This window comes from Micromonospora sp. NPDC049523, from assembly GCF_040676775.1.
Taxonomy (GTDB): domain Bacteria; phylum Actinomycetota; class Actinomycetes; order Mycobacteriales; family Micromonosporaceae; genus Micromonospora_G.
Window position 1 is genome coordinate 23,364 of sequence record NZ_JBFAPP010000011.1, and the last position, 18,562, is coordinate 41,925.

General features: G+C 71.5%; 17 protein-coding genes. 8 read left to right on the top strand and 9 right to left on the bottom strand.

Annotated elements, in window-relative coordinates; all coding sequences use genetic code 11:
* The first annotated feature begins 62 nt into the window (after positions 1 to 62).
* Together AB0J90_RS18705 and AB0J90_RS18710 are read left to right on the top strand one after the other, a co-directional pair.
* Positions 63 to 1,457, top strand: a complete 1,395-nt coding sequence (locus tag AB0J90_RS18705; protein ID WP_363597389.1) for an NAD(P)-binding domain-containing protein — start codon at positions 63 to 65, stop codon at positions 1,455 to 1,457.
* Positions 1,454 to 2,272 carry an alpha/beta fold hydrolase gene (locus tag AB0J90_RS18710; protein ID WP_363597391.1) on the top strand — a complete coding sequence of 273 codons (819 nt, stop codon included), beginning with the start codon at positions 1,454 to 1,456 and terminating at the stop codon, positions 2,270 to 2,272. The genes AB0J90_RS18705 and AB0J90_RS18710 overlap by 4 nt, the downstream gene beginning before the upstream one ends.
* A gap of 208 nt (positions 2,273 to 2,480) precedes the next feature.
* Here the strand turns inward: AB0J90_RS18710 and AB0J90_RS18715 are convergent, their stop codons facing one another.
* From AB0J90_RS18715 to AB0J90_RS18725, 3 genes are all read right to left on the bottom strand, one after another.
* The gene (locus AB0J90_RS18715) at positions 2,481 to 3,896 is read right to left on the bottom strand and encodes a trehalose-6-phosphate synthase (protein WP_363597393.1); all 1,416 of its coding nucleotides are present in this window, start codon (positions 3,894 to 3,896) and stop codon (positions 2,481 to 2,483) included.
* Positions 3,897 to 4,068: 172 nt separating this feature from the next.
* Positions 4,069 to 4,914 (bottom strand): DUF308 domain-containing protein, encoded by an 846-nt coding sequence (locus AB0J90_RS18720; protein ID WP_363597395.1) that lies wholly within the window; start codon positions 4,912 to 4,914, stop codon positions 4,069 to 4,071.
* Between the two features lie 333 nt (positions 4,915 to 5,247).
* Positions 5,248 to 8,940 carry an adenylate/guanylate cyclase domain-containing protein gene (locus tag AB0J90_RS18725; RefSeq protein ID WP_363597757.1) on the bottom strand — a complete coding sequence of 1,231 codons (3,693 nt, stop codon included), beginning with the start codon at positions 8,938 to 8,940 and terminating at the stop codon, positions 5,248 to 5,250.
* Positions 8,941 to 9,250: 310 nt separating this feature from the next.
* Here AB0J90_RS18725 and AB0J90_RS18730 point away from each other — a divergent pair, with 310 nt between their 5' ends.
* On the top strand, positions 9,251 to 9,442 hold the full coding sequence (locus AB0J90_RS18730; RefSeq protein WP_363597397.1) for a hypothetical protein: 192 nt from the start codon (positions 9,251 to 9,253) through the stop codon (positions 9,440 to 9,442).
* A 101-nt stretch (positions 9,443 to 9,543) separates the two neighbouring features.
* Here the strand turns inward: AB0J90_RS18730 and AB0J90_RS18735 are convergent, their stop codons facing one another.
* Positions 9,544 to 10,236, bottom strand: coding sequence for a Crp/Fnr family transcriptional regulator (locus AB0J90_RS18735; protein WP_121155877.1), 693 nt, complete (start codon positions 10,234 to 10,236; stop codon positions 9,544 to 9,546).
* Positions 10,237 to 10,656: 420 nt separating this feature from the next.
* Between AB0J90_RS18735 and AB0J90_RS18740 the strand changes: the two genes are divergently transcribed.
* The 4 genes from AB0J90_RS18740 (at position 10,657) to AB0J90_RS18755 (ending at position 13,723) form a co-directional block, all read left to right on the top strand.
* A complete protein-coding gene (locus AB0J90_RS18740) occupies positions 10,657 to 11,151 on the top strand; it encodes a polyadenylate-specific 3'-exoribonuclease AS (RefSeq protein ID WP_326563211.1) in 495 nt (164 codons plus the stop codon).
* A 214-nt stretch (positions 11,152 to 11,365) separates the two neighbouring features.
* Positions 11,366 to 12,394 carry a 6-phosphofructokinase gene (locus AB0J90_RS18745; protein ID WP_363597399.1) on the top strand — a complete coding sequence of 343 codons (1,029 nt, stop codon included), beginning with the start codon at positions 11,366 to 11,368 and terminating at the stop codon, positions 12,392 to 12,394.
* Positions 12,395 to 12,502: 108 nt separating this feature from the next.
* Entirely contained in the window at positions 12,503 to 13,321 is an 819-nt protein-coding gene (gene proC / locus AB0J90_RS18750) for a pyrroline-5-carboxylate reductase (RefSeq protein WP_363597759.1), read from the top strand.
* 51 nt (positions 13,322 to 13,372) lie between these two features.
* Positions 13,373 to 13,723 (top strand): DUF2203 domain-containing protein, encoded by a 351-nt coding sequence (locus tag AB0J90_RS18755; protein WP_363597401.1) that lies wholly within the window; start codon positions 13,373 to 13,375, stop codon positions 13,721 to 13,723.
* A gap of 23 nt (positions 13,724 to 13,746) precedes the next feature.
* Here AB0J90_RS18755 and AB0J90_RS18760 read toward each other — a convergent pair whose 3' ends face one another.
* Positions 13,747 to 14,523, bottom strand: coding sequence for a class F sortase (locus AB0J90_RS18760; protein ID WP_363597403.1), 777 nt, complete (start codon positions 14,521 to 14,523; stop codon positions 13,747 to 13,749).
* Positions 14,520 to 15,449: a DUF4397 domain-containing protein gene (locus AB0J90_RS18765; protein WP_363597405.1), complete on the bottom strand. Its 930-nt coding sequence runs from the start codon at positions 15,447 to 15,449 to the stop codon at positions 14,520 to 14,522. The genes AB0J90_RS18760 and AB0J90_RS18765 overlap by 4 nt, the downstream gene beginning before the upstream one ends.
* Positions 15,450 to 15,653: 204 nt before the next feature.
* Between AB0J90_RS18765 and AB0J90_RS18770 the strand changes: the two genes are divergently transcribed.
* Positions 15,654 to 16,478, top strand: a complete 825-nt coding sequence (locus tag AB0J90_RS18770; RefSeq protein WP_363597407.1) for an alpha/beta fold hydrolase — start codon at positions 15,654 to 15,656, stop codon at positions 16,476 to 16,478.
* On the opposite strand, the gene AB0J90_RS18775 is transcribed toward AB0J90_RS18770, so the two are convergent.
* The 3 genes from AB0J90_RS18775 to AB0J90_RS18785 all read right to left on the bottom strand — a co-directional run bounded on the left by AB0J90_RS18775 (position 16,465) and on the right by AB0J90_RS18785 (position 18,513).
* Positions 16,465 to 16,914: a hypothetical protein gene (locus tag AB0J90_RS18775; RefSeq protein WP_363597409.1), complete on the bottom strand. Its 450-nt coding sequence runs from the start codon at positions 16,912 to 16,914 to the stop codon at positions 16,465 to 16,467. The two genes, AB0J90_RS18770 and AB0J90_RS18775, sit on opposite strands and share 14 nt — an antisense overlap.
* A 43-nt stretch (positions 16,915 to 16,957) precedes the next feature.
* A complete protein-coding gene (locus AB0J90_RS18780; RefSeq protein ID WP_363597411.1) occupies positions 16,958 to 17,773 on the bottom strand; it encodes an alpha/beta hydrolase in 816 nt (271 codons plus the stop codon).
* A gap of 251 nt (positions 17,774 to 18,024) precedes the next feature.
* Positions 18,025 to 18,513, bottom strand: coding sequence for a glutathione peroxidase (locus AB0J90_RS18785; RefSeq protein ID WP_363597413.1), 489 nt, complete (start codon positions 18,511 to 18,513; stop codon positions 18,025 to 18,027).
* Positions 18,514 to 18,562 lie beyond the last annotated feature (49 nt).

Consider the following 18,562-nt stretch of genomic DNA (forward strand, 5'->3'; position numbering starts at 1 on the left):
TCACGCGAGCCGAGAGGATTCGGCAGCACTCGGCATTCGTGCCGGACAAAAGGAGATTCCCGGTGTCCACCTCCACTGGCCAAGACAGCTCCGAAACGGGCGCGACCCTGCGGTCGGACGGGCGCCCGGTCTACGACCGAGGCGGCACCGTCTGCGTCATCGGCGCCGGTGCCAGCGGCCTGGCCGCGATCAAGAACCTGAAAGAGTACGGCTTCGGCGTCGACTGCTACGAACGGGAAACCAGCGTCGGTGGGGCCTGGAACTGGCGGCACGACCGCAGCCCGGTCTACGCCAGCACGCACCTGATCTCGTCGAAGCCGTTCACCCAGTTCCCCGACTTCCCGATGCCGGACTCCTGGCCGGACTACCCCCACCACAGCCAGCTTCTCGGTTACCTGGAGCGGTACGCCGACCACTTCGACCTGCGCGAAGACGTCTGGTTCGGCACCGAGGTGGTCCGGGTCGAACCGGCCGACGACAACCGCTGGGACGTCACCACCCGCAGCACCGGCGGCTACGGCGCCGAACGGACCTCCCGCTACGCCGCCGTGGTGGTCGCCAACGGGCACAACTGGGCCCCGAAGATCCCCGCGTACGAGGGACTCGACGAGTTCCGGGGCCAGGTCATCCACGCGTCGGCGTACAAGGACACCACCCAGTTGCGGGGCAAGCGGGTGCTGGTGATCGGGGCCGGCAACACCGGCTGCGACATCGCGGTCGAGGCCGCCCAGCAGGCCGCCAAGTGCTGGCACTCCACCCGCCGTGGCTACTGGTACGCACCCAAGTACGTGCTGGGCCGCCCGACCGACCAGGTCAACGCCGGACTCGCCAGGCTCCCCATGGGCCTGCGTCAGTGGTTCTCCGCCCGTACGCTGCGGCTCACCGTCGGCGACCTGACCCGGTTCGGCATGCGCGCACCCGATCACAAGATCTACGAGACGCACCCGATCGCGAACAGCCAACTCGTCTACTACGTCGGGCACGGAGACATCACCCCCGTACCGGACGTGGCCCGGTTCCGTGGGCACAGCGTGGAACTCTCCGACGGGCAGCAGATCGAACCGGACCTGGTCGTGCTCGCCACCGGCTACCTGCCGAAGTTCGAGTTCCTCGACCCGAAACTCCTCGGCGACGACAACTCCGGCCGGCCCACGCTCTACCTCAACGCGTTCCCGCGCCGCCACCCCACGCTGGCCGTGGCCGGCCTGCTCCAGTCCGACTCCGGCATCTTCCCGCTCGTGCACTGGCAGACGGTGGCGATCGCCCGCCGGCTGCGCGTACAGCAGACCGAGCCGGACCGGGCCAACGCCTTCGCCGCCCGAGTGGAGGCCGGCGCCGCCCGCAGGTGGAGTTCGGCGAAGGTCAAGGACAGCACCCGGCACTGGTTCGAGATCGGCCACCGCGACTACCTGAGCGAGCTGCAAACCGTCCTCGACGACCTGGAGGTCAGCAAATGAGCGCGGCCGGCACCCGGATCATCCGGACGCGCGACTGGGCCAACCCGGTCCCACCCGTACGCCGTGAGGTGCGCAGCGCCACCCCGGAGACCGACGAGGGCAAGCCGCCGCTGCTGTTCGTACCCGGCTTCGGTCACGGCGCCTGGGCGTTCGCCGAGCACTGGCTGGAGCACTGCGCGACGCGCGGGTTCGCGGCGCACGCGGTGAGCCTGCGCGGGCACGGCGGCAGCGGCGCGGCGCCGAAGGCGTCGCTGCGGGCGTACGTCCATGATGTGGTCCAGGTGGCGGCGAGCCTGCCGCGGCAGACGGTGCTGGTGGGGCACGGCGCTGGTGCGCTCGTGGTGACGCACGCGCTGGCCCGCTATCCGGCCAGGGCCGGCGTGCTGGTCGCGCCGGTGCTCGGTGGCTGGGGCACGTTCGGCGGCGCCCTGCGGCGCAACCCCGCCGGCACCCTGCCCGCGATCTTCGGCGGCCGGCTGCGGCTCAACCGCCGCCAACTGTTCAGCCGCGAACTACCCGCCGCGACCGCCGCCGACTACACCACCCGACTCGGCCGGGCCACCGCACGCGCCCAGTGGCAACTGCTGCTGCACCGCGACCCCGAGCCACCCGTCGGCAACCCCCCGCTGCTCGTCCTCGGCAGCCCCGACGACCGGATCGTCTCCGCCGCCTCCCTCACCCGCGCGGCCCGCCGCTACGACGCCGCCCCGCTGCTCTTCCCCGGCATGGGCCACGACCTGATGCTCGACGCCCGCTGGCGCGAACCCGTAGACGCCCTCCTCGACTGGCTAGACAAAGACCTCCCCACCCCCTGACCAAGCCGCCCTCGCAGGCCCAAAGCCGCCACGGCGGACCCGCCACCGCCCGTCGCACCGCAACCAAGGTCAGGGTTCGGGGGCGGCGTGCCCCGCGGAGAGATCAAGCCTGACCGCTCGGAGTGGGGCACGCCGCCCCCGAACCCTCCACCGCAACCAACCTGACCGCTCGGAGCGGGGCACGCCGGCCCCCGAAACCCCCACCAAATCAAGCAGGCGCCAACCGATCAGCCAACGCCCCGGTCTGATCGAGAGACGTGAGATAAGCCCGAGCCCAAGCCCGAATGTCATACGTCCGCAGATGGTCGCGCATCGACCGCATCCGGTCGCTGACATCAGCCGGTGTCGCCTGCAACGCGTGCATCAGGGTCAGTTTCAACCCCTCCAGGTCGTGCGGATTCACCAGGTACGCCTGGGTGAACTCCGCCGCCGCCCCGGCGAACTCGCTGAGCAGCAGCGCGCCCCCGTTGTCGACCCGGGCCGCGACGTACTCCTTGGCGACCAGGTTCATCCCGTCCCGCAGCGGCGTCACCGCCATGATGTCGGCGATCCGGTAGAGCGCCGCCAACTCCGTACGGTCGAACGGCTGGGTCAGGTAGTGGATCGCCGGCTCGCCGACCCGCCCGAATTCCCCGTTGATCCGGCCGACCTCGCGTTCCACCCGCTCGCGCAGGACCTGGTACTGCTCGACCCGTTCCCGGCTCGGCACCGCCACCTGGACCATGACCGTGTCGCGGACCTTGATGTGTCCGTTGGCGATCAGCTCGCTGTACGCCTTGAGCCGCTGCTCGATGCCCTTGGTGTAGTCCATCCGGTCGATGCTGAGGATCACGTGCTGCGGGTCGCCCAGGTCACCGCGGAGCCGGCGGGCCCGCTGGACCACGTCCGGGCGGCGGGACAGCGCCTCCATCTCCGCCATGTCGATGGAGACCGGGAAGGCGCCGATCCGGACCACCCGGTCGTCGACCGCGATCCGGCGGTCGGTGGCGGGCAGCTTGAGCACCTTGGACGCGAGCTGGGCGAAGTTGTGCGCCGCCTGGGCCCGTTGGAAGCCGACCAGGTCGGCGCCGAGCATGCCGAGCAGCAGTTCGGCCCGGCGGGGCAGTTGCATGAACAGCTCGGGCGGCGGGAACGGTACGTGCAGGAAGAAGCCGATCCGCAGGTCCGGGCGGAGCGCCCGGAGCAGACCCGGTACGAGTTGCAGGTGGTAGTCCTGCACCCAGACCACCGCACCCGGTTCGGCGGCTTCCGCGGCGGCTTCGGCGAACCGCTGGTTGACCCGTTGGTAGGCCTCCCACCAGCGGCGGTGGTAGACGGGCTGCTCGACCGCGTCGTGGTAGAGCGGCCACAGGGTGGCGTTGGCGAAACCCTCGTAGTGGTCCCGCATGTCCTCGTCGCTGAGCGGTACCGCGTGCATCCGTACGCCGTCGATGTCGGGTACGGCGGGCGCGGGGCCACTGCCACCGGCCCAGCCGACCCAGACCGCCGGGGTCTTCTTCAGGATGGGATGTAGGGCGCCGACCAGACCACCGGGACTACGACGCCACTCACAGGCGCCGTCGAGCGCCACACCGTCGTCAACCGGTAGCCGGTTGGCCACCACCACAAGCGGACTCTGTCGCATTCGGGCACCTCGTTCCGAGCGAGGCGACCACCGCGAATGATGCGCGATCGGGCAGTCGTGAGGGGGAGTGAGGAGAGGTGACGTACAGGGGTATTCCTACTGACATCAAGTTACACGAGTGTTACGCACGGGCGCTGTGTGCGATCAATCTCACTATTTGCCTGTTACAGGCTCAGACCACCGCACCGTCGTCGGGATCGTCGTCCTCCTCGTCGCCCGAGCGCAGACGCCAGATCAGGGTGACGAACCCGCTCAGGATCCCGGCGAAGCCGATCAGCGTGACCAGGCCCCGGTCGATCGGCAGCAGGCTGGGGAAGACGAAGAGGATGAAGCCCAGGACAACCGCGAGCACCCCGGCCACGGCGTACTTCGACACGTGCGGCAGCGGCGGCGGGGGCGGCGGGATGTACCGGTCCTCGGCGCCGTCGGGCAGGTCCGCGCCGAAGGTGTCGAGCCCGTCGAGCAGCGAGCCCTGGTCGGACCGGGGGTCGAGGGAGATGCCGGAGATGTCGGTCGCGGACTGCAACGGCCGTAGCTCGGTGGCCGGCCCGGCGCTCTCCTGACCGGTCCGGGTGGCGGTGCCGGTGGCCGAGCCGGTCTTGTCGGACGGCTCCTCCGCGTTCACGTCCTCGGCCGCCGGCCACGGCCGGGCGCCTTCGGTCACGTCCGCGTGGTAACCGGCGACGATGCGGGCCCACTCGGCGTCCACGTCCGGATCGGGGCGGGACGGCGTCGGGCTCGGCGTGCCCTCGTCGGCGAGTTGGGTCAGGTAGTCCCGGGCGGTCGCGAGGTGGGTCCGGTCGACGTAGAGCCGGTCGGTCGGTCGCGCCGGCACCGTGGTGGTCCGGGTCACCGGGTTGAGGTCGGCGGATGGCTGCAGGTAGGCGGCGATGCCGCCGGCCGCGAGGACGTCCAGCAGGTGTTCTCCCACCCGTGGGTCCACGTCGCCAGCGACGGCGTATTCGGTCGCGTCGAGCCCGTTGTCCCGCCGCCCTCGGCGGGCACCACCCGGTGACACTGGATACCCTCCCTCACCGGCGCGTGCGCGCGCCCGACCAAGACCCCCGTCGCGCGCGATCGCGCGTGCCGTGCCTTGAATCGTGACACGGCAGGAGCGGGTTCCGGGAGTGCGTTGTGGCGTGCCGTACTCGCTTCGTAGGCTCATTCCCGACAGATCCGCCCGCGGAGCGGCCCCGCGCAGGCGCGGAATCGGCGCGGCAGGGACGCCCGTGCTGTACCGACTGATCGCGAGCCGCGCCGGATCGGATCTCCACTCCGTTCATGATCGAGTGAAAAGTGACCTTCGTCGCAAAGGGCGAATACCTCGCCGCCCAGACGCGAGCCGGCCTTCTCAGGAGGCGAGCACCGGCGACCAGCCGCCCGCGCCACCCGGGTTGCCGCCCAGCCGGAGCAGACCGGGCGCCTGGTTACGCAGCGCGAACGCGCGTACCTCGGCGAGCGTGACCTGGGCGGTCGCCCGCTCACCCGAGCGGCTCAGCTCACCGCCGGCCAGGGCCAGCGCCAGCATCCGGTCGGTCACGTCCGGGATCTGCGCGTAGATCTCCGCCGCGGCCGCGTACAGCTGGGCCGCGCGGTGATGGTCACCGTCCGCGGCGGCCACCGCGGCGGTGACCGTACGCAGTGCGGCCTCCGCCCACGGCGTACGGTGCGTGACCCGGTCCAGCATCCCGCGCACGCGTACCGCCTGGTCCCGCCCGGTCAGCGCGGCGGCGTACGCGGCCGCGGTGATCCACTCACCGCTCGCCAGGGCCGGTACCGGTGCCCAGGAGTCGGCCAGCTCGTCGATCAACTCGACCACGTCCGCGCTGCGGCCCTGCAGGGCTCGGCAGAGCGCGGCCGGTCCCAGCACGGTCCAGTGCAGCCGGTGGAAGCCGCTGCGCCGGGCCGTCTCCAGCGCCTCGGCAATGTCGTCGGTCAGCGGCACCTGCTGACCCCCGACCGGCACCGCGACCGGTTGGTTCGGTACGGCCTGCGGCCCGCTCGGCTGCGCCGCCCCGCCCGGCGTCTCTCCCGCCGACGCGGTGGCCGTACCGGTGGGCGCGGCGGCCTGCGCGGCCCGGCTCGCCAGGCTGTCCCGGCCGCTCGGCACCGGCTCGCCGCGCAGCACCCGCAGGCAGGCGCGCAGGCCGCGGACCTGCATGTCCCAGCGCCCCTGGTCGGTGTCGACGAACGCGTCGGCGGCGGCGAGGAGCTTGCCGAACTCGCCGTTGAAGTACGCCCGCATCGCCTCGCCGGAGTAGCCGGTGGTCAGCGTCTGCTCGTCGCCCTGCTCGGCCGCGGCGGCGGTGAGCATCGCGTTGGACTGGACCCAGTCGCCCTCCTCCAGCATCGCGTACGCGAGGTTCTGCATGGCCCGGGTCAGGGCCTGGAGCTTGTGCGCCCGGCAGAACTGCACGGCGGCGTGCAACTCGTCCAGCCCGGTCCGGTCACCGGCGTAGTACCGGGTCGACGCCATGGTGATCCGGGCGTTGGTCTGCGCCTCGACCAGTCCGAGCCGTTCGGCGATGTCGGCCGCGGCACCGGCGGCGGCGAGCGCGGGGTCACGTTCCATGTTGAGCATGTGCAGCCGGCCGAGTTCGGCGTACGCCTCGGCCTTCTGCTCGCTGTCGGGCAGCGCGTCGAACAGTTCCACCGCCCGGTCCAGGCAGGCCAGCGCCGCCGCCCGGTCGGCACGCAGCCAGGCCGCGTGCCCGAGCAGGGTCCAGGCCCGGGCGGCCGAGCCCTGGTCGTTGATCGCGTAGAGCCGGTCGGCGAGCGCGGTCAGCTGCTCGGTCCCGCCGCCGGACAGGAACGCCCGCCCGTCCCGGAAGAACGAGATCTCGGTGCTGAGCAACTCCAGTTGCAACCGGTCCAGCTTGTCGTCGAGGCCGGCGAGCAGCAGCGCCTTGCCCGCGTGGCTGGCCGCGGCGTCCAGGGCGTGCAACGCGTACGCCCGGCGGGCCGCCCGGTGCAGCGCGTCCCGCGCGGCCGGGGCGTACCGCTCGGTGTCCACCCCGAGCGTGCCGGCGATCTCGTGCGCCGCCCAGCGGTGGTGCGCGAGCACCTCGGCCAGGTCGGTGTCCCGACTGCGCGACAGCGCGTCCAGCCAGTCCGCCGTACGTTCGTGCCGGGCCACCCGCTCGGTACGCGGCAACCGCTGGTAACAGACGTCGCGGACCAGCACGTGCCGGAACCGGAACTCCGGCTGACCGGCCATGATGGACCCGGCCTGCTCGTGGACGAAGTCCCGCTGTTCCAGCCGGCGCAACGCCCGCTCGACCGACTCGACCGGCTGCCCGAGTGCCGAGGCGACCGCACCGGGCCAGAACTGCATCCCGACCACCGACGCGGCCAGCAGCACCGTCCGGTCGTTCACGTCGAGCAGGTCGACCCGGTTCGCGATGACCGCGTGCACGCTGTCCGGCATCGGCAGGTCGTGCTGCTTCTCCAGCGACCAGCCCCGCCCCGACTGCCGCAACGCACCCTGCTCGATCAGCATCCGGACGTACTCATACGCGTAGAGCGGGTTGCCGTCGGCGACCTCGACCAGCGGGCTGAGCATGTCGGCGGAGAACGCGGCCTGGCCGAACATGTGCGCGTAGAGCGAGGCGATGCCGGTGTTGCGCAGCGGCGGCAGGTTGATGGTCAACGACGAGGTGATGCTCGCCGCCCAGCTCGGTTCCCGGTCGACGAGTTCCGGCCGGGCGGTGCAGAGCAGCACCAGCGGTACGTCCCGGGCCGAGGCGCCGAGCAGTTCCACGAAGCGCAGCATCGCCTCGTCCGCCCAGTGCAGGTCCTCGAAGACCAGTACGGTCGGCCGCCGGGCGGCCAGTGCCACCAGCAGCCGTCGCCAGGCCGACTCGGTCTCCTCCACCGGCAAGGCCGGTCCCGGCAACCCGACCAGCGGGCGCAGCGCGTCCACCACCCGGGCGGTCTCGCCGTTGGTGGCGACCAGTTCGCCGACCGCCGACTCGAGGCGTTGGGCGGCCACCGACGCCGGGTCGGTGTCCAGGATGCCCGCCTCGGACTTCACGATGTCGGCGAGCGCGGCGAAGGTGACGTTCTCGCCGAACGGTGGGCAGCGTCCGGTACGCCAGGTGACCGGTTCGTCGATCAACCGGTCCGCGTGCCGGAACAGCTCCCGTACCAGCCGGCTCTTGCCGATGCCGGCCCGACCGAAGACCGTGACGACCTGCGGGATCCGTTCCCGTACCGACCGGTGCAGGGCGTTGACCAGCAGGCCCAGCTCGTGTTCCCGGTCGATCAGCGGGGTCGAGTCGAGCTCCCGGTCGGGGTGCTGCCGGCGTACCGGTGCCAGCGCCAGCCACACCTCGGTCGGCGACGACCGCCCACGCAGCGTCACCGGCGGCTGCTCGTCGTAACGGATCGCATCCTTGGTCAGCGCGTACGTGTTGCCGCAGACGAGCACCCCGCCGGGCGGCGCGACCGACTGCATCCGGGAGGCGGTATTGACCACGTCACCGGCGACGATCGCCTGCCCGCCGTCGCGGGCCGCGGCCACGTCCACCAAGGCCTCACCGGTCGACACCCCGACCCGGAACCGCAGCCCGCCGGCATCGGCCGGGGCGAACCGGGCCAGCACCCGCTGCAACTCCAACCCGGCCCGGACACACCGCAACGCGTCGGTCTCGGTCGCCACCGGGGCACCGAACAACGCCATCACCGCGTCCCCGATGTACTTCTCCACCACCCCGCCGTACTGACCGACGACGCGGCGGGCGGCCGAGAAGAAGCTGGTCTGCATGCCCCGGACCAGTTCCGGGTCGGCCCGCTCGACGTACGGGGTGAAGTCGATCAGGTCGACGAAGAGGACACTGACCCGCCGCCGGTCCTCCTGCGCGGTGGTCGCCGGCCGGGTCGCCCCACCCGGACGAGGTTTGCCGCAGGAGGTGCAGAACGCCGCGTTGGTCGCCAACGGCCGGTCGCAGTGCGGGCAGGCGGGCACGAGTTCGTTGCCGCAGCCGCCGCAGAAGCGGTCTTCGGCTGCGGCGATCCGGCCACACTTGGCACACGGAGCGGAGATAACGTCCTCCTACCGCAGTCGGGTCGGGATGGGTCGTGCTGCCGCAGCCAGACCGGTGCGCCAGCCGAAGCACTGGTGGCGAGCCGGTCGTGTCGCTGCCCGGCTTGCGGTGTGCTGGCCGGGTTGCGGCTTGCTGGCCGTGTTGCGGGGTGCTGGCCGTGTTGGTCGCCAACGCCGAGTATCGCCGGTCCGCGCCAGTGTCGGTAACCGGGCTGTTGGCTAGCAGACACTCGTTCGGCCGGCTGACCCGAGCGCCTGCCGGCTACAGTCGGGCAGCCAAGTGATCGAGCGATGTTAGGGAGATACGTCGATGGTGTACGTCCAGCTGGTGCAGGGGTGGACAGACGACGCGGGTGTCAACCACTCCGCGGGCGAGAGTGTCGATGTGGACGCCGCGACGCTGGCCCGGCTGCAGGCCGAGGGGATCGTCGGCGAGACGGGTAGCGGCACCGGCGGCGGCGCCGACACCGACTGGGTCGGCCCGACCAGCACCAAGCCCTGATTCCGGGCTGCCGCAACAGAGCGGGAACCGTGGGGTTCCGCTGGTCGCCGAGAGCGACCGGCGGAACCCCACGTTCCGTTCGGCTCGAATGTGTACGCCGATCAGCGGTCGGACATGCCCGCTCGGCGGCGCAACGCCCCCACATCGGTCACCACGATCCGGCGTCCCTCCGTACGCAGCCAACCTCGGCTGGCGAAGGAACCGATCGCCTGGTTGACGCTCTGCCGCGAACCGCCGGCCATCTCCGCGAGCTGACTCTGGTTCAACTCGATCGTGATCATCGGCGCCTGGCTCTCGCCGGCCAGCCGGACCAGGGTCTTGGCCACCCGGCCGGGCAGGTCGAGGAAGACGTGGTCGGCGTTCTGCTCGGTGAGCCGGCGGATCAGTCCGCCCAGCGAGCGCATCACCGCGTCGAGGATGCGCGGGTTGGAGTGGACCAGCTCCATGAAGGCGCCGCGGGACAGGGCGAGCGCGGTGCAGTCCTCGATCGCCTCGGCCGACAGCGAGCGGGTGGAGGCGTCCAGCAGGGACACCTCGCCGAGTACGTCAGGCGGCCGGATCACCGACAGCACCGCGCGCTCACCGGTCGGTGCCGTACGGAAGACGACCACCGCGCCGCGGCGCAGCACGATGAGTGACTCGCCGGGGTCGTTCTCGACGAAGAGCAGTTGGCCCTTGCGATAGGTGCGCGGGACCGCGGCAGCGATCACGCGCTGCCGTACCTCCGGTTCGAGTCCGGCGAACATCTGCACACCCGTGAGCGCGTCACCCGGCTCCGGCAGGCGAACCTCCAAGGCTCAACCCCTCACAGTCTGCTTTCGGTCGAGGCTCTCGCCCCCGAGAGCAACATGATCTGACACCGGATGACCTGTCCGGTAGCGGTACACATCAGATCATGACGGTCCTGTCGCGTGCTGTACACCCCTCGAATCGCTTCTGTGACAGTCCTGCGTCCTGACGACCGGCATTCTTGTGCTCAGATCCGCCGCTGGGTGGGGGCTGTACGGGGGCGTGGCGGATTGGGGTCGCGGGGTGCCGCGACCGGCCGGACGGTGAGCGTGCTGCGCCCGTCGTCCGGCCGGTCGCGTGAGCGGCGGGGAGACCGGGCCCGGTGGCAGCCGGGCGACCGCCGGGTGGCGCCACGACGACCGCGCCGGTGATCGGGTACGCCCCCGGCGCCGGACCCGCGGAGCGGGTGGGCGAGGATGGCGGGGATGGTTTACCGCTATTTCTACGACTGTGAATTCATCGAGGACGGCCGGATCGTCGACCTCGTCTCGATCGGCGTCGTCGACGAGTACGGCCGGGAGTTCTACGCCGTCTCCACGCAGTTCGACGACTCCAGAGCCGTGCCCTGGGTTCGCCGCAACGTGCTGGACAAGCTGCCGTCACCCGGCGACCGGGTCTGGCGCTCCCGGGAGCGGATCCGCGACGAGCTCTACGAGTTCCTCACCGAGCCGGTACGCGGCCGCCCGGACGAGAAGCTGGAGCTGTGGGCCTGGTACGCCGCGTACGACCACGTGGCGCTCGCGCAGCTCTGGGGGGCGATGCCGGCCCTGCCCCGGGAGATCCCCCGGTTCACCAAGGACCTGCGGCAGCGCTGGGACGACCTGGGGCGCCCGCCACTGCCGGACGCGGCGGCCGAGCGGCATGACGCGCTGGTCGACGCCCAGCACAACCTGGCCCGGTGGCGGGCCATGGGCGGCTGAACCCCGGTCGGGCGGGATCCGGGCGGGCGGCCTCGCTCGAAGCCGGACGCGGGTCCCTCCTCGCCCGTGAGGCGTGCTGGCTTGCCTCCGGCGCGACGACTACAGTGCGCATTGACGGCCCGCCCCGGGCCGGCAACGACGCCGATGGTCTGACGTGACTTCGCTCCTGGGGCTGAATTGGGCTTACCTGAAGCTCCTGGAGGATGAGCAGATCATGCGTATCGGCGTGCTCACCGGCGGCGGTGACTGTCCGGGTCTGAACGCGGTGATCCGAGCGGTCGTGCGTAAGGGTGTCGCTACCTACGGTCACGAGTTCGTGGGCTTCCGCGACGGCTGGCGCGGTCCGCTGGAGGGGCTGACCAAGCAGCTCGGCATCGACGAGGTGCGGGGGATCCTGCCCCGGGGCGGGACCATCCTCGGCTCGTCCCGGACCAACCCGTTCAAGATCGAGAACGGCGTCGAGCGGATCAAGGACAACCTTGCCGCGCAGGGCGTCGACGCGCTGGTCGCGATCGGCGGCGAGGACACTCTCGGCGTCGCGACCAAGCTGACCGAACTCGGCGTCCACGTGGTCGGCGTACCGAAGACGATCGACAACGACCTCAACGCGACCGACTACACGTTCGGCTTCGACACCGCGGTCAACATCGCGATGGAGGCGATCGACCGGCTGCACACCACCGCCGAGAGCCACCACCGCACCCTGGTGGTCGAGGTCATGGGCCGGCACGCCGGCTGGATCGCACTGCACGCCGGCCTGGCCGGCGGCGCCAACGTGATCCTGCTGCCGGAGCGGCAGTTCGACGTGGAGCAGGTCGCCACCTACGTCGAGAAGCGGTTCCAGAAGCAATACGCCCCGATCGTGGTCGTCGCCGAGGGCGCCCAGCCGCTGGACGGGCAGATGGTGCTGCACAACCAGGAGCTGGACTCCTTCGGGCACGTCCGGCTCGGTGGCATCGGGCAGTGGCTGGCCGGCGAGATCGAGGCCAAGACCGGCAAGGAGGCCCGTACGGTCGTGCTCGGGCACATCCAGCGCGGTGGCACCCCGACCGCGTTCGACCGGGTGCTCGCCACCCGGCTCGGCCTGCACGCGATCGACGCCGTGAACGACGGCGACTGGGGCAAGATGGTCGCCATGCAGGGCACCGACATCGTCCGGGTGCCGCTGGCCGAGGCGACCCGCGAGCTGAAGACCGTACCGATCGAGCGCTACGAAGAGGCCGAGGTCTTCTTCGGTAGCTGATCGGCCACGTACCACCCGGGCCGGGGTGGACTCCGCGGAACTTGGTTCGAGCGGAGTCCACCCCGGTTCGGTGCGACCGGAACGAGGCGGGACAGGATGGGGGACCAGATGGCACCGGGTGCGCACACGGTGGCCGTGATCGGCACCGGGAAGATCGGCGAGCTGATGCTCTCCGGCCTGCTGCGGGCCGGCTGGCCGGCTGGCCGGCTGCTGGCCACCACGCGGCGGCAGACCCGGGCCGAGGAACTCGCCACCCGGTACGGCATCCGGGTGGTGGACAACCTGTCCGCCGTCGCCGAGGCGGACGTGCTCGCCATCTCGGTGAAGCCGCAGGACGCGGGCGCGCTGCTGGACGAGATCGGCCCCAAGGTGCCGGCGGACAAGCTGGTGATCTCGCTTTGTGCCGGCCTGCCGACCAGCTTCTTCGGCCGCCGACTGCCGGAGGGCACCCCGGTGGTACGGGTCATGACGAACACGCCCGCCCTGGTCGACCAGGCGATGACGGCGATCTCCGCGGGCCCGTACGCGACCGGGGCGCACCTGAGCCTGGCCGAGGAGATGTTCACCCCGCTGGGCTCGACCATCCGGGTGCCCGAGTCGCAGCAGGACGCCGTCACCGCGCTCTCCGGCTCCGGACCGGCCTACTTCTACCTGCTGGTCGAGGCGATGATCGACGCCGGCATCCTGCTCGGCCTGCCCCGGCAGGTCGCCCACGACCTGATCGTGCAGACCGCGATCGGCTCGGCGGTCATGCTCCGGGACTCCGGTGAACATCCGGTGAAGCTTCGGGAGGCGGTCACCTCGCCGGCCGGCACCACGATCTCCGCGATCCGCGAACTGGAAAAGCACGGCGTACGCGCGGCTCTGCTCGCCGCGCTGGAGGCGGCCCGGGACCGGGCTCGGGAGATCGCCGCGCAGAGCGACTAGCCGACTGCGGGGTTGCCCCGGTTGGGCGATCGGTGCCCCATACTGTCCGGTGTGTTCACCCTCGCCCAGGCCAGATACCTGATCGCCACCCTGCGCCCCCGGATCGACGAGCTGATCCTGCTGCGCGCCGACCTGGCGGAGCTGCGGGCCGATCTGGACGGCGGCGGGCTGAGTCAGCTCGGTGGCGTACCGGAGGTCAAGGCCCTGGAGGCCCGGCTGCACGGCATCCTGGAGGAGCTCAACGAGCACGAGATCCAGGTCAAGGGCTTCGCCCCGGTGCTGCTCGACTTCGTCGGCGAGCGGGAGGGCCGCCAGGTGCTCTGGTGCTGGCTCGAAGGCGACGACGACATCCGCTGGTACCACCGCGCCGACTGCGGCTTCCCCGGACGCCGCCGGATCTGAGCGCGGTCCCCGATTCGCCTTCCTTACGGGGTGGCGACGGCGTAGACGACCAGGTTGTCGCGGTAGTGGCGGGTGTCGCGGTCGAAGGTGCCGGCGCAGGTAATCAGGCGCAGTTCCGGGCCGGGGGTCGGGCCGTACACCTCGGCGGTGGGGAACTCGTCCTTGTCGTAGCGACTGGTGGCCACGACGACGAACGAGATCCAGCGCTTGCCGCCGAGCACCTCCACCCGGTCGCCGACGCGCAGCTCGTACAGGCGGTAGAAGACCGCGGGGCCGGTGGTCGAGTCGACGTGTCCGGCGATCACCGCCGGGCCGATGTCGCCCGGTGCCGTACCGGCGCCGAACCAGCCGGCCTGGGCGAAGTCGGCCGGCGCGGCCAGTTGCCCGGACCGGTCCAGGCCGAGCACCTCCAGGGACGAGTCCACGCCGATGCGCGGGATCCGTACCCGGCTCGGCGGGCCGGCGAGCGCGGTGGACGGGTCCGGTTGCGCCGGTCGGGCGCCGGTGGGCGGTTGCGCCGGTTGCGCGCTGTCGGGCGGTTGCGCAGGTTGGGCGCTGTCGGGCGGTTGCGCGCTGTCGGGCGAGCAGCCGGCGGTACAGCCCGCCCGCCACACCCCGGTCGTGGTCGCGGGACCGGTCCCGGCCAGGCCCAGCCCGGTGCCGGTGATCAGCGCGAGGACTCCGACGCCGAGTCCGGACAACGCCAACCAGATCCGCCGCTCGGTCGCCGCCCCGAGATGGGGCCACCGCCCACGGTGCCGCCTGATCCCGGCGGCACGCGCGGACGGCGCGGTGTTCACCAGGTACGCCGCGCGCGGCGCCGCAGCAGCAGCACGGTCGCTGCCGCGAGTACGACCAGCAGCGCGCCGGCCGCGACGGCGGCGATCAGCGGGTAGCCCCGGCCGGGGTCATCGCCCGCCTCCGACGCTTCGAGCCCGATCACGTCCTGGACGCCGACCATGTCCCGGGCGCCGCCCGCGCCGGTGTCCACGCCGCCGGCCGGCACCACCTCGCCGCCCCGGGCGTCGACCCGCAACTCGGTGGTGAGCCCTCCCTGTGCGGCGTCGAGCACCAGGAGCGAGTAGACCGTTCCGGCGGTGAGCCGTACGTCGGCCGTGGTCGGGGTGCCGCCGGCACTGTTCAGCCGCAGCTTCCACGAGCCCGGTTCGACCTGCGAGTAGGGCGTGGTGGTGGCGAACTGTACGGCGTCGGCGATGGTGGGCCCGTCCGCCGCGGCGACGTCGATCACGGGTGCCCGTACGGAGGCCTGCACCACGCGTACCTTCGCCCGCCCGGCGGCCGGCGCGCTGATGTCGTCGTCGAGCACCCGCAACCCGAGGTCGGCGTAGCGGCCGACCCCGGCGACCGTGTACGCGTCCCCGGCGGTCACCGCCACCTCGGCGGTCAGTACGGGTTTGGTGCTCGCGGGGGCACCGGCCTGGCGCATCGCGACCGCGTACCGGCCGACCGGCAGGGTCAGGTAACCCGAGACGACCCCGTATCCGACGGCGGGGAAGACCCGTGGTTCGTCCGATCCGGTTGCCGTACCCAGGTAGACGTCGACCGCCGGGGTGTCCGGGGACAGGTGGGCGAGCCGGACGTAACCGACCCCGGCGGCGCCGGCCGGTCGGCCCGCGACCGCGCTCAGACCCGCGCCGACCAAGGTGGCGCAGGCGAGCGCCAGGATCCGCCGGAGCGTACGGGCGTGCGGTCGGGACAAACGCATGCTGCCTCCTCGGTACGGCCAGCTTGGTACGGCGAGCGCCGAACGAGCGGTTCCGCACCAAAGAGTCCCGTTCATCGGACTCCCAGGCAAGTGCAGCACGTCAAGTAATCAAATCGTTACTCGGGGATATTGCCTGGTCGGCGCGTTGCCGGCCGAGAATTCGGGGCGGCGGGGTGGGCGGCTCCCACCTGCGAGGGGGTGCCCATGGTGGCGGTCGGCGACTGGCGCACGGTGAGTCGCGACGGCGTACGGCTGGCCTGTCTCGACCGGGCCGGCCCGCAACCACCGGTGCTGTTCCTGCACGGGCTGGCCGGTCACGCGGGGGAGTGGGACGCCAGCGCCGCCGCACTCGACGGCACCCACCGGGTGCTCGCCCTGGACCAGCGCGGCCACGGCCGCAGCGAACGCCGGCCCGCCCAGTTGACCCGTTCGGCGTACGTCGCCGATGTCGCCGCCGTGGTCGGCGCGCTGCAGGCCGCCCCGGTGGTGCTGGTCGGACAGTCTCTCGGCGGGCACACCGCGATGCTCACCGCGGCCCGCTATCCGCGGCTGGTCCGGGCCCTGGTGGTGGTGGACGCCTGGCCCGGCGGCGCCCGGGAGGACCCGAGGCGGATCGGCGAATGGCTGGACCGCTGGCCGGTCCCGTTCCCGTCGTACGCGGACGCGGTGCGTTTCTTCGGCGGCGGCGACCGGGGCCGGGCCTGGGCGGACGGGCTGGCCGAGGAGGTCGACGGCTGGCGGCCCCGGTTCGTGCCGGAGCTGATGGTCGAGTCGGTACGCGAGTCGTCGGCCACGGCGTTCTGGGCCGACTGGTCGGCGATCCGCTGCCCCACCCTGCTGGTCCGGGCCGGTCGGGGTGTGGTCGGTGCGGAGCAGGCCCGGCGGATGCTGGACCGGCTGCCCGGCAGCGAACTGGTCGAACTGCCCGACGCCGGCCACGACCTGCACCTGGAACGCCCACGCGACTGGCACCGGATCCTGCGCGACTTCCTGACCCGGCTGGCGGCGCCGGTGCCTAGGCCCGGGTGAACTCCATGACCCAGTTCGTCTCCCAGGTACGGCCACCGTCGGCGGAGAACTCCTGCTCCCAACGGGCCGAGGTCGGGGTGATGCCGGACCAGATGAAATGCGCCTTGATCGGCGTACCTTCGTGGGTGTCGTCGCCGTAGAAGTCACCCCGGCCGTCGGCGAAGGTGCCGACCACCGGCGGGTAGAGCAGTCCGGTACGGCTGTTCGCCCAGTACAGCGACCACTGCTTGCGCTCGGTGTCGAACAGCCGAAGCGTCATCCCCCGGGTACCGGTCGTCGGGAAGACGATCTCCTCCACGTTGCCCACCCCGCCGAGGACCGGCTGGCAGGTGCTGCTCGACGGGTACGTGTCCCAGTCGTCGCTGTCGGAGAAGAGCTTCGTGAGTTGGCGGTTGACTATGTTCCACGAGCCGATGAGAAAGTCGAAGTCGTTCATGGGTCAGGATTCTGTACCTCGTACCCGATGTTCGTTGCCCCTGCTATCCGGCGGGGTGGTCCAGCGGTGGCCCACCGAGCACCGCCGTGCACCGGGCGAGCCAGTCCAGGGTCAACCCGCGGAACGCCTCCGGCTGCTCGAACGGCAGGTAGTGCCCGGCGTCCGTGAGCAGGGCGTAACTCGCCGCCGGGTAGCTGGCCAGGGCACGGAACTGGTCGGCGTACCCGGCGATGTAGTCCTGGCGGGCGGCGATCAGGCTGGTCGGCCCGAGGAAAGCCCGCGTCGACGTCTCGTCGGAAAGCTGGTAGCCGGTGTTGCGCAGCCGTTCCAGGTACTCCTCGTCGCCCGGCCCGGACGCGACCAGCACCGTCGCCACCCGTTCGGCCGCGTCCCTGGTCCGGTTGCCCAACGCCACCGACAGGTGGGCGCGCAGGTCCGGGGGTACGTCGACCAGCCAGTCGGCCTCCTCGCTCACCACCGGAGCCACCGGGACGTCCCGGTCGGCCGGCAGGATCCTGGTGCCGTGGCAGATCAGCAGCAGCCCGGCGACCTGGTCCGGCCGGCGCCGGGCCAGCCCGGCGGCGAGGTAGCCGCCGTAGGACCAGCCCGCGACCAGGAACGGGGCGGTGCCGATCTCGGTGTCGACGAAGTCGGCGATCGCGTCGAGCACCCCGTCGGAGTTCTCCGGACCACCCGGCGACCGGCCGGTCCCCGGTAGGTCGAGGTAGATCCGGCGCAGGCCGGCGCTGGCGGCCACGGCCGGTTCCAGCGCGGCCACCATCGCCGACCCGGCCAGACTGAAACCGGGCAGGCACAGCATCGGCAGACCGGTTCCGTAGCTTTCCGCCACCAGGCTCATGCCGTGATCAGATCACGCCCGCCCGCCCCGCCCGCCCCAATTCTCCGACCAGCGAAACCCCCCCACCCCTCCCTCCCTCCCTCCCCCCGGAGAGCCCGGACACCCCGACGATCTTGCACTTGTGGTGGTACGCAAATCCGACGAATGCCCCGATCTGGCCACCACAACTGCAAGATCGTCGGCGGGTGGGGGGTGGGGTGGGGTGGGGTGGGGTGGGGCGTTCCGGGGGTGGGTGGGGGTGGGGTGGGGGCTTAGTGGGGGAGGACCTGTTCGATGGCTTGGGTCAGGTCGGGGGACTGGGGGTCGGTTTTGGTGGGGAAGCGGGCGGCGACCGTGCCGTCCGGGGCGACGAGGAACTTCTCGAAGTTCCAGCGGATGTCGCCGGTGTAGCCGTCCGCGTCGGGGGAGTCGACCAGTTCGGCGTAGAGCGGGTGCCGGCCGGGGCCGTTCACCTCGATCTTCTCCGTCAGCGGGAACGTGACGCCGTAGTTCGTCGAGCAGAATTCGGCGATCTCGGCGGCGGTGCCGGGTTCCTGGCCGGCGAACTGGTTGCTCGGTACGCCGAGCACCACCAGCCCCCGCTCACCGTAGCCGTCCTGGAGCGCCTGGAGGCCGGCGTACTGCGGGGTGCTGCCGCACTTGGATGCGACATTGACCACCAGGACGGCCTTGCCGCGGTACTGATCCAACCGGGCCGGACCGCCGTCGAGCGCGGCCAGGTTGATGTCGAAGATCGTCATGTGCGTGAGGTTACCCGTTGACCTGGTCATCCGCCGACATACGGAAATC

What these genes read in the sequence shown, in the direction of transcription:
- AB0J90_RS18710 (WP_363597391.1), top strand. Translation starts at nt 1,454, where the DNA reads ATGAGCGCGGCCGGCACCCGGATCATCCGGACGCGCGACTGGGCCAAC.
- AB0J90_RS18715 (WP_363597393.1), bottom strand. Translation starts at nt 3,896, where the DNA reads ATGCGACAGAGTCCGCTTGTGGTGGTGGCCAACCGGCTACCGGTTGAC.
- AB0J90_RS18730 (WP_363597397.1), top strand. Translation starts at nt 9,251, where the DNA reads ATGGTGTACGTCCAGCTGGTGCAGGGGTGGACAGACGACGCGGGTGTC.
- AB0J90_RS18740 (WP_326563211.1), top strand. Translation starts at nt 10,657, where the DNA reads ATGGTTTACCGCTATTTCTACGACTGTGAATTCATCGAGGACGGCCGG.
- AB0J90_RS18745 (WP_363597399.1), top strand. Translation starts at nt 11,366, where the DNA reads ATGCGTATCGGCGTGCTCACCGGCGGCGGTGACTGTCCGGGTCTGAAC.
- proC (WP_363597759.1), top strand. Translation starts at nt 12,503, where the DNA reads ATGGCACCGGGTGCGCACACGGTGGCCGTGATCGGCACCGGGAAGATC.
- AB0J90_RS18765 (WP_363597405.1), bottom strand. Translation starts at nt 15,449, where the DNA reads ATGCGTTTGTCCCGACCGCACGCCCGTACGCTCCGGCGGATCCTGGCG.
- AB0J90_RS18770 (WP_363597407.1), top strand. Translation starts at nt 15,654, where the DNA reads ATGGTGGCGGTCGGCGACTGGCGCACGGTGAGTCGCGACGGCGTACGG.
- AB0J90_RS18775 (WP_363597409.1), bottom strand. Translation starts at nt 16,914, where the DNA reads ATGAACGACTTCGACTTTCTCATCGGCTCGTGGAACATAGTCAACCGC.
- AB0J90_RS18780 (WP_363597411.1), bottom strand. Translation starts at nt 17,773, where the DNA reads ATGAGCCTGGTGGCGGAAAGCTACGGAACCGGTCTGCCGATGCTGTGC.
- AB0J90_RS18785 (WP_363597413.1), bottom strand. Translation starts at nt 18,513, where the DNA reads ATGACGATCTTCGACATCAACCTGGCCGCGCTCGACGGCGGTCCGGCC.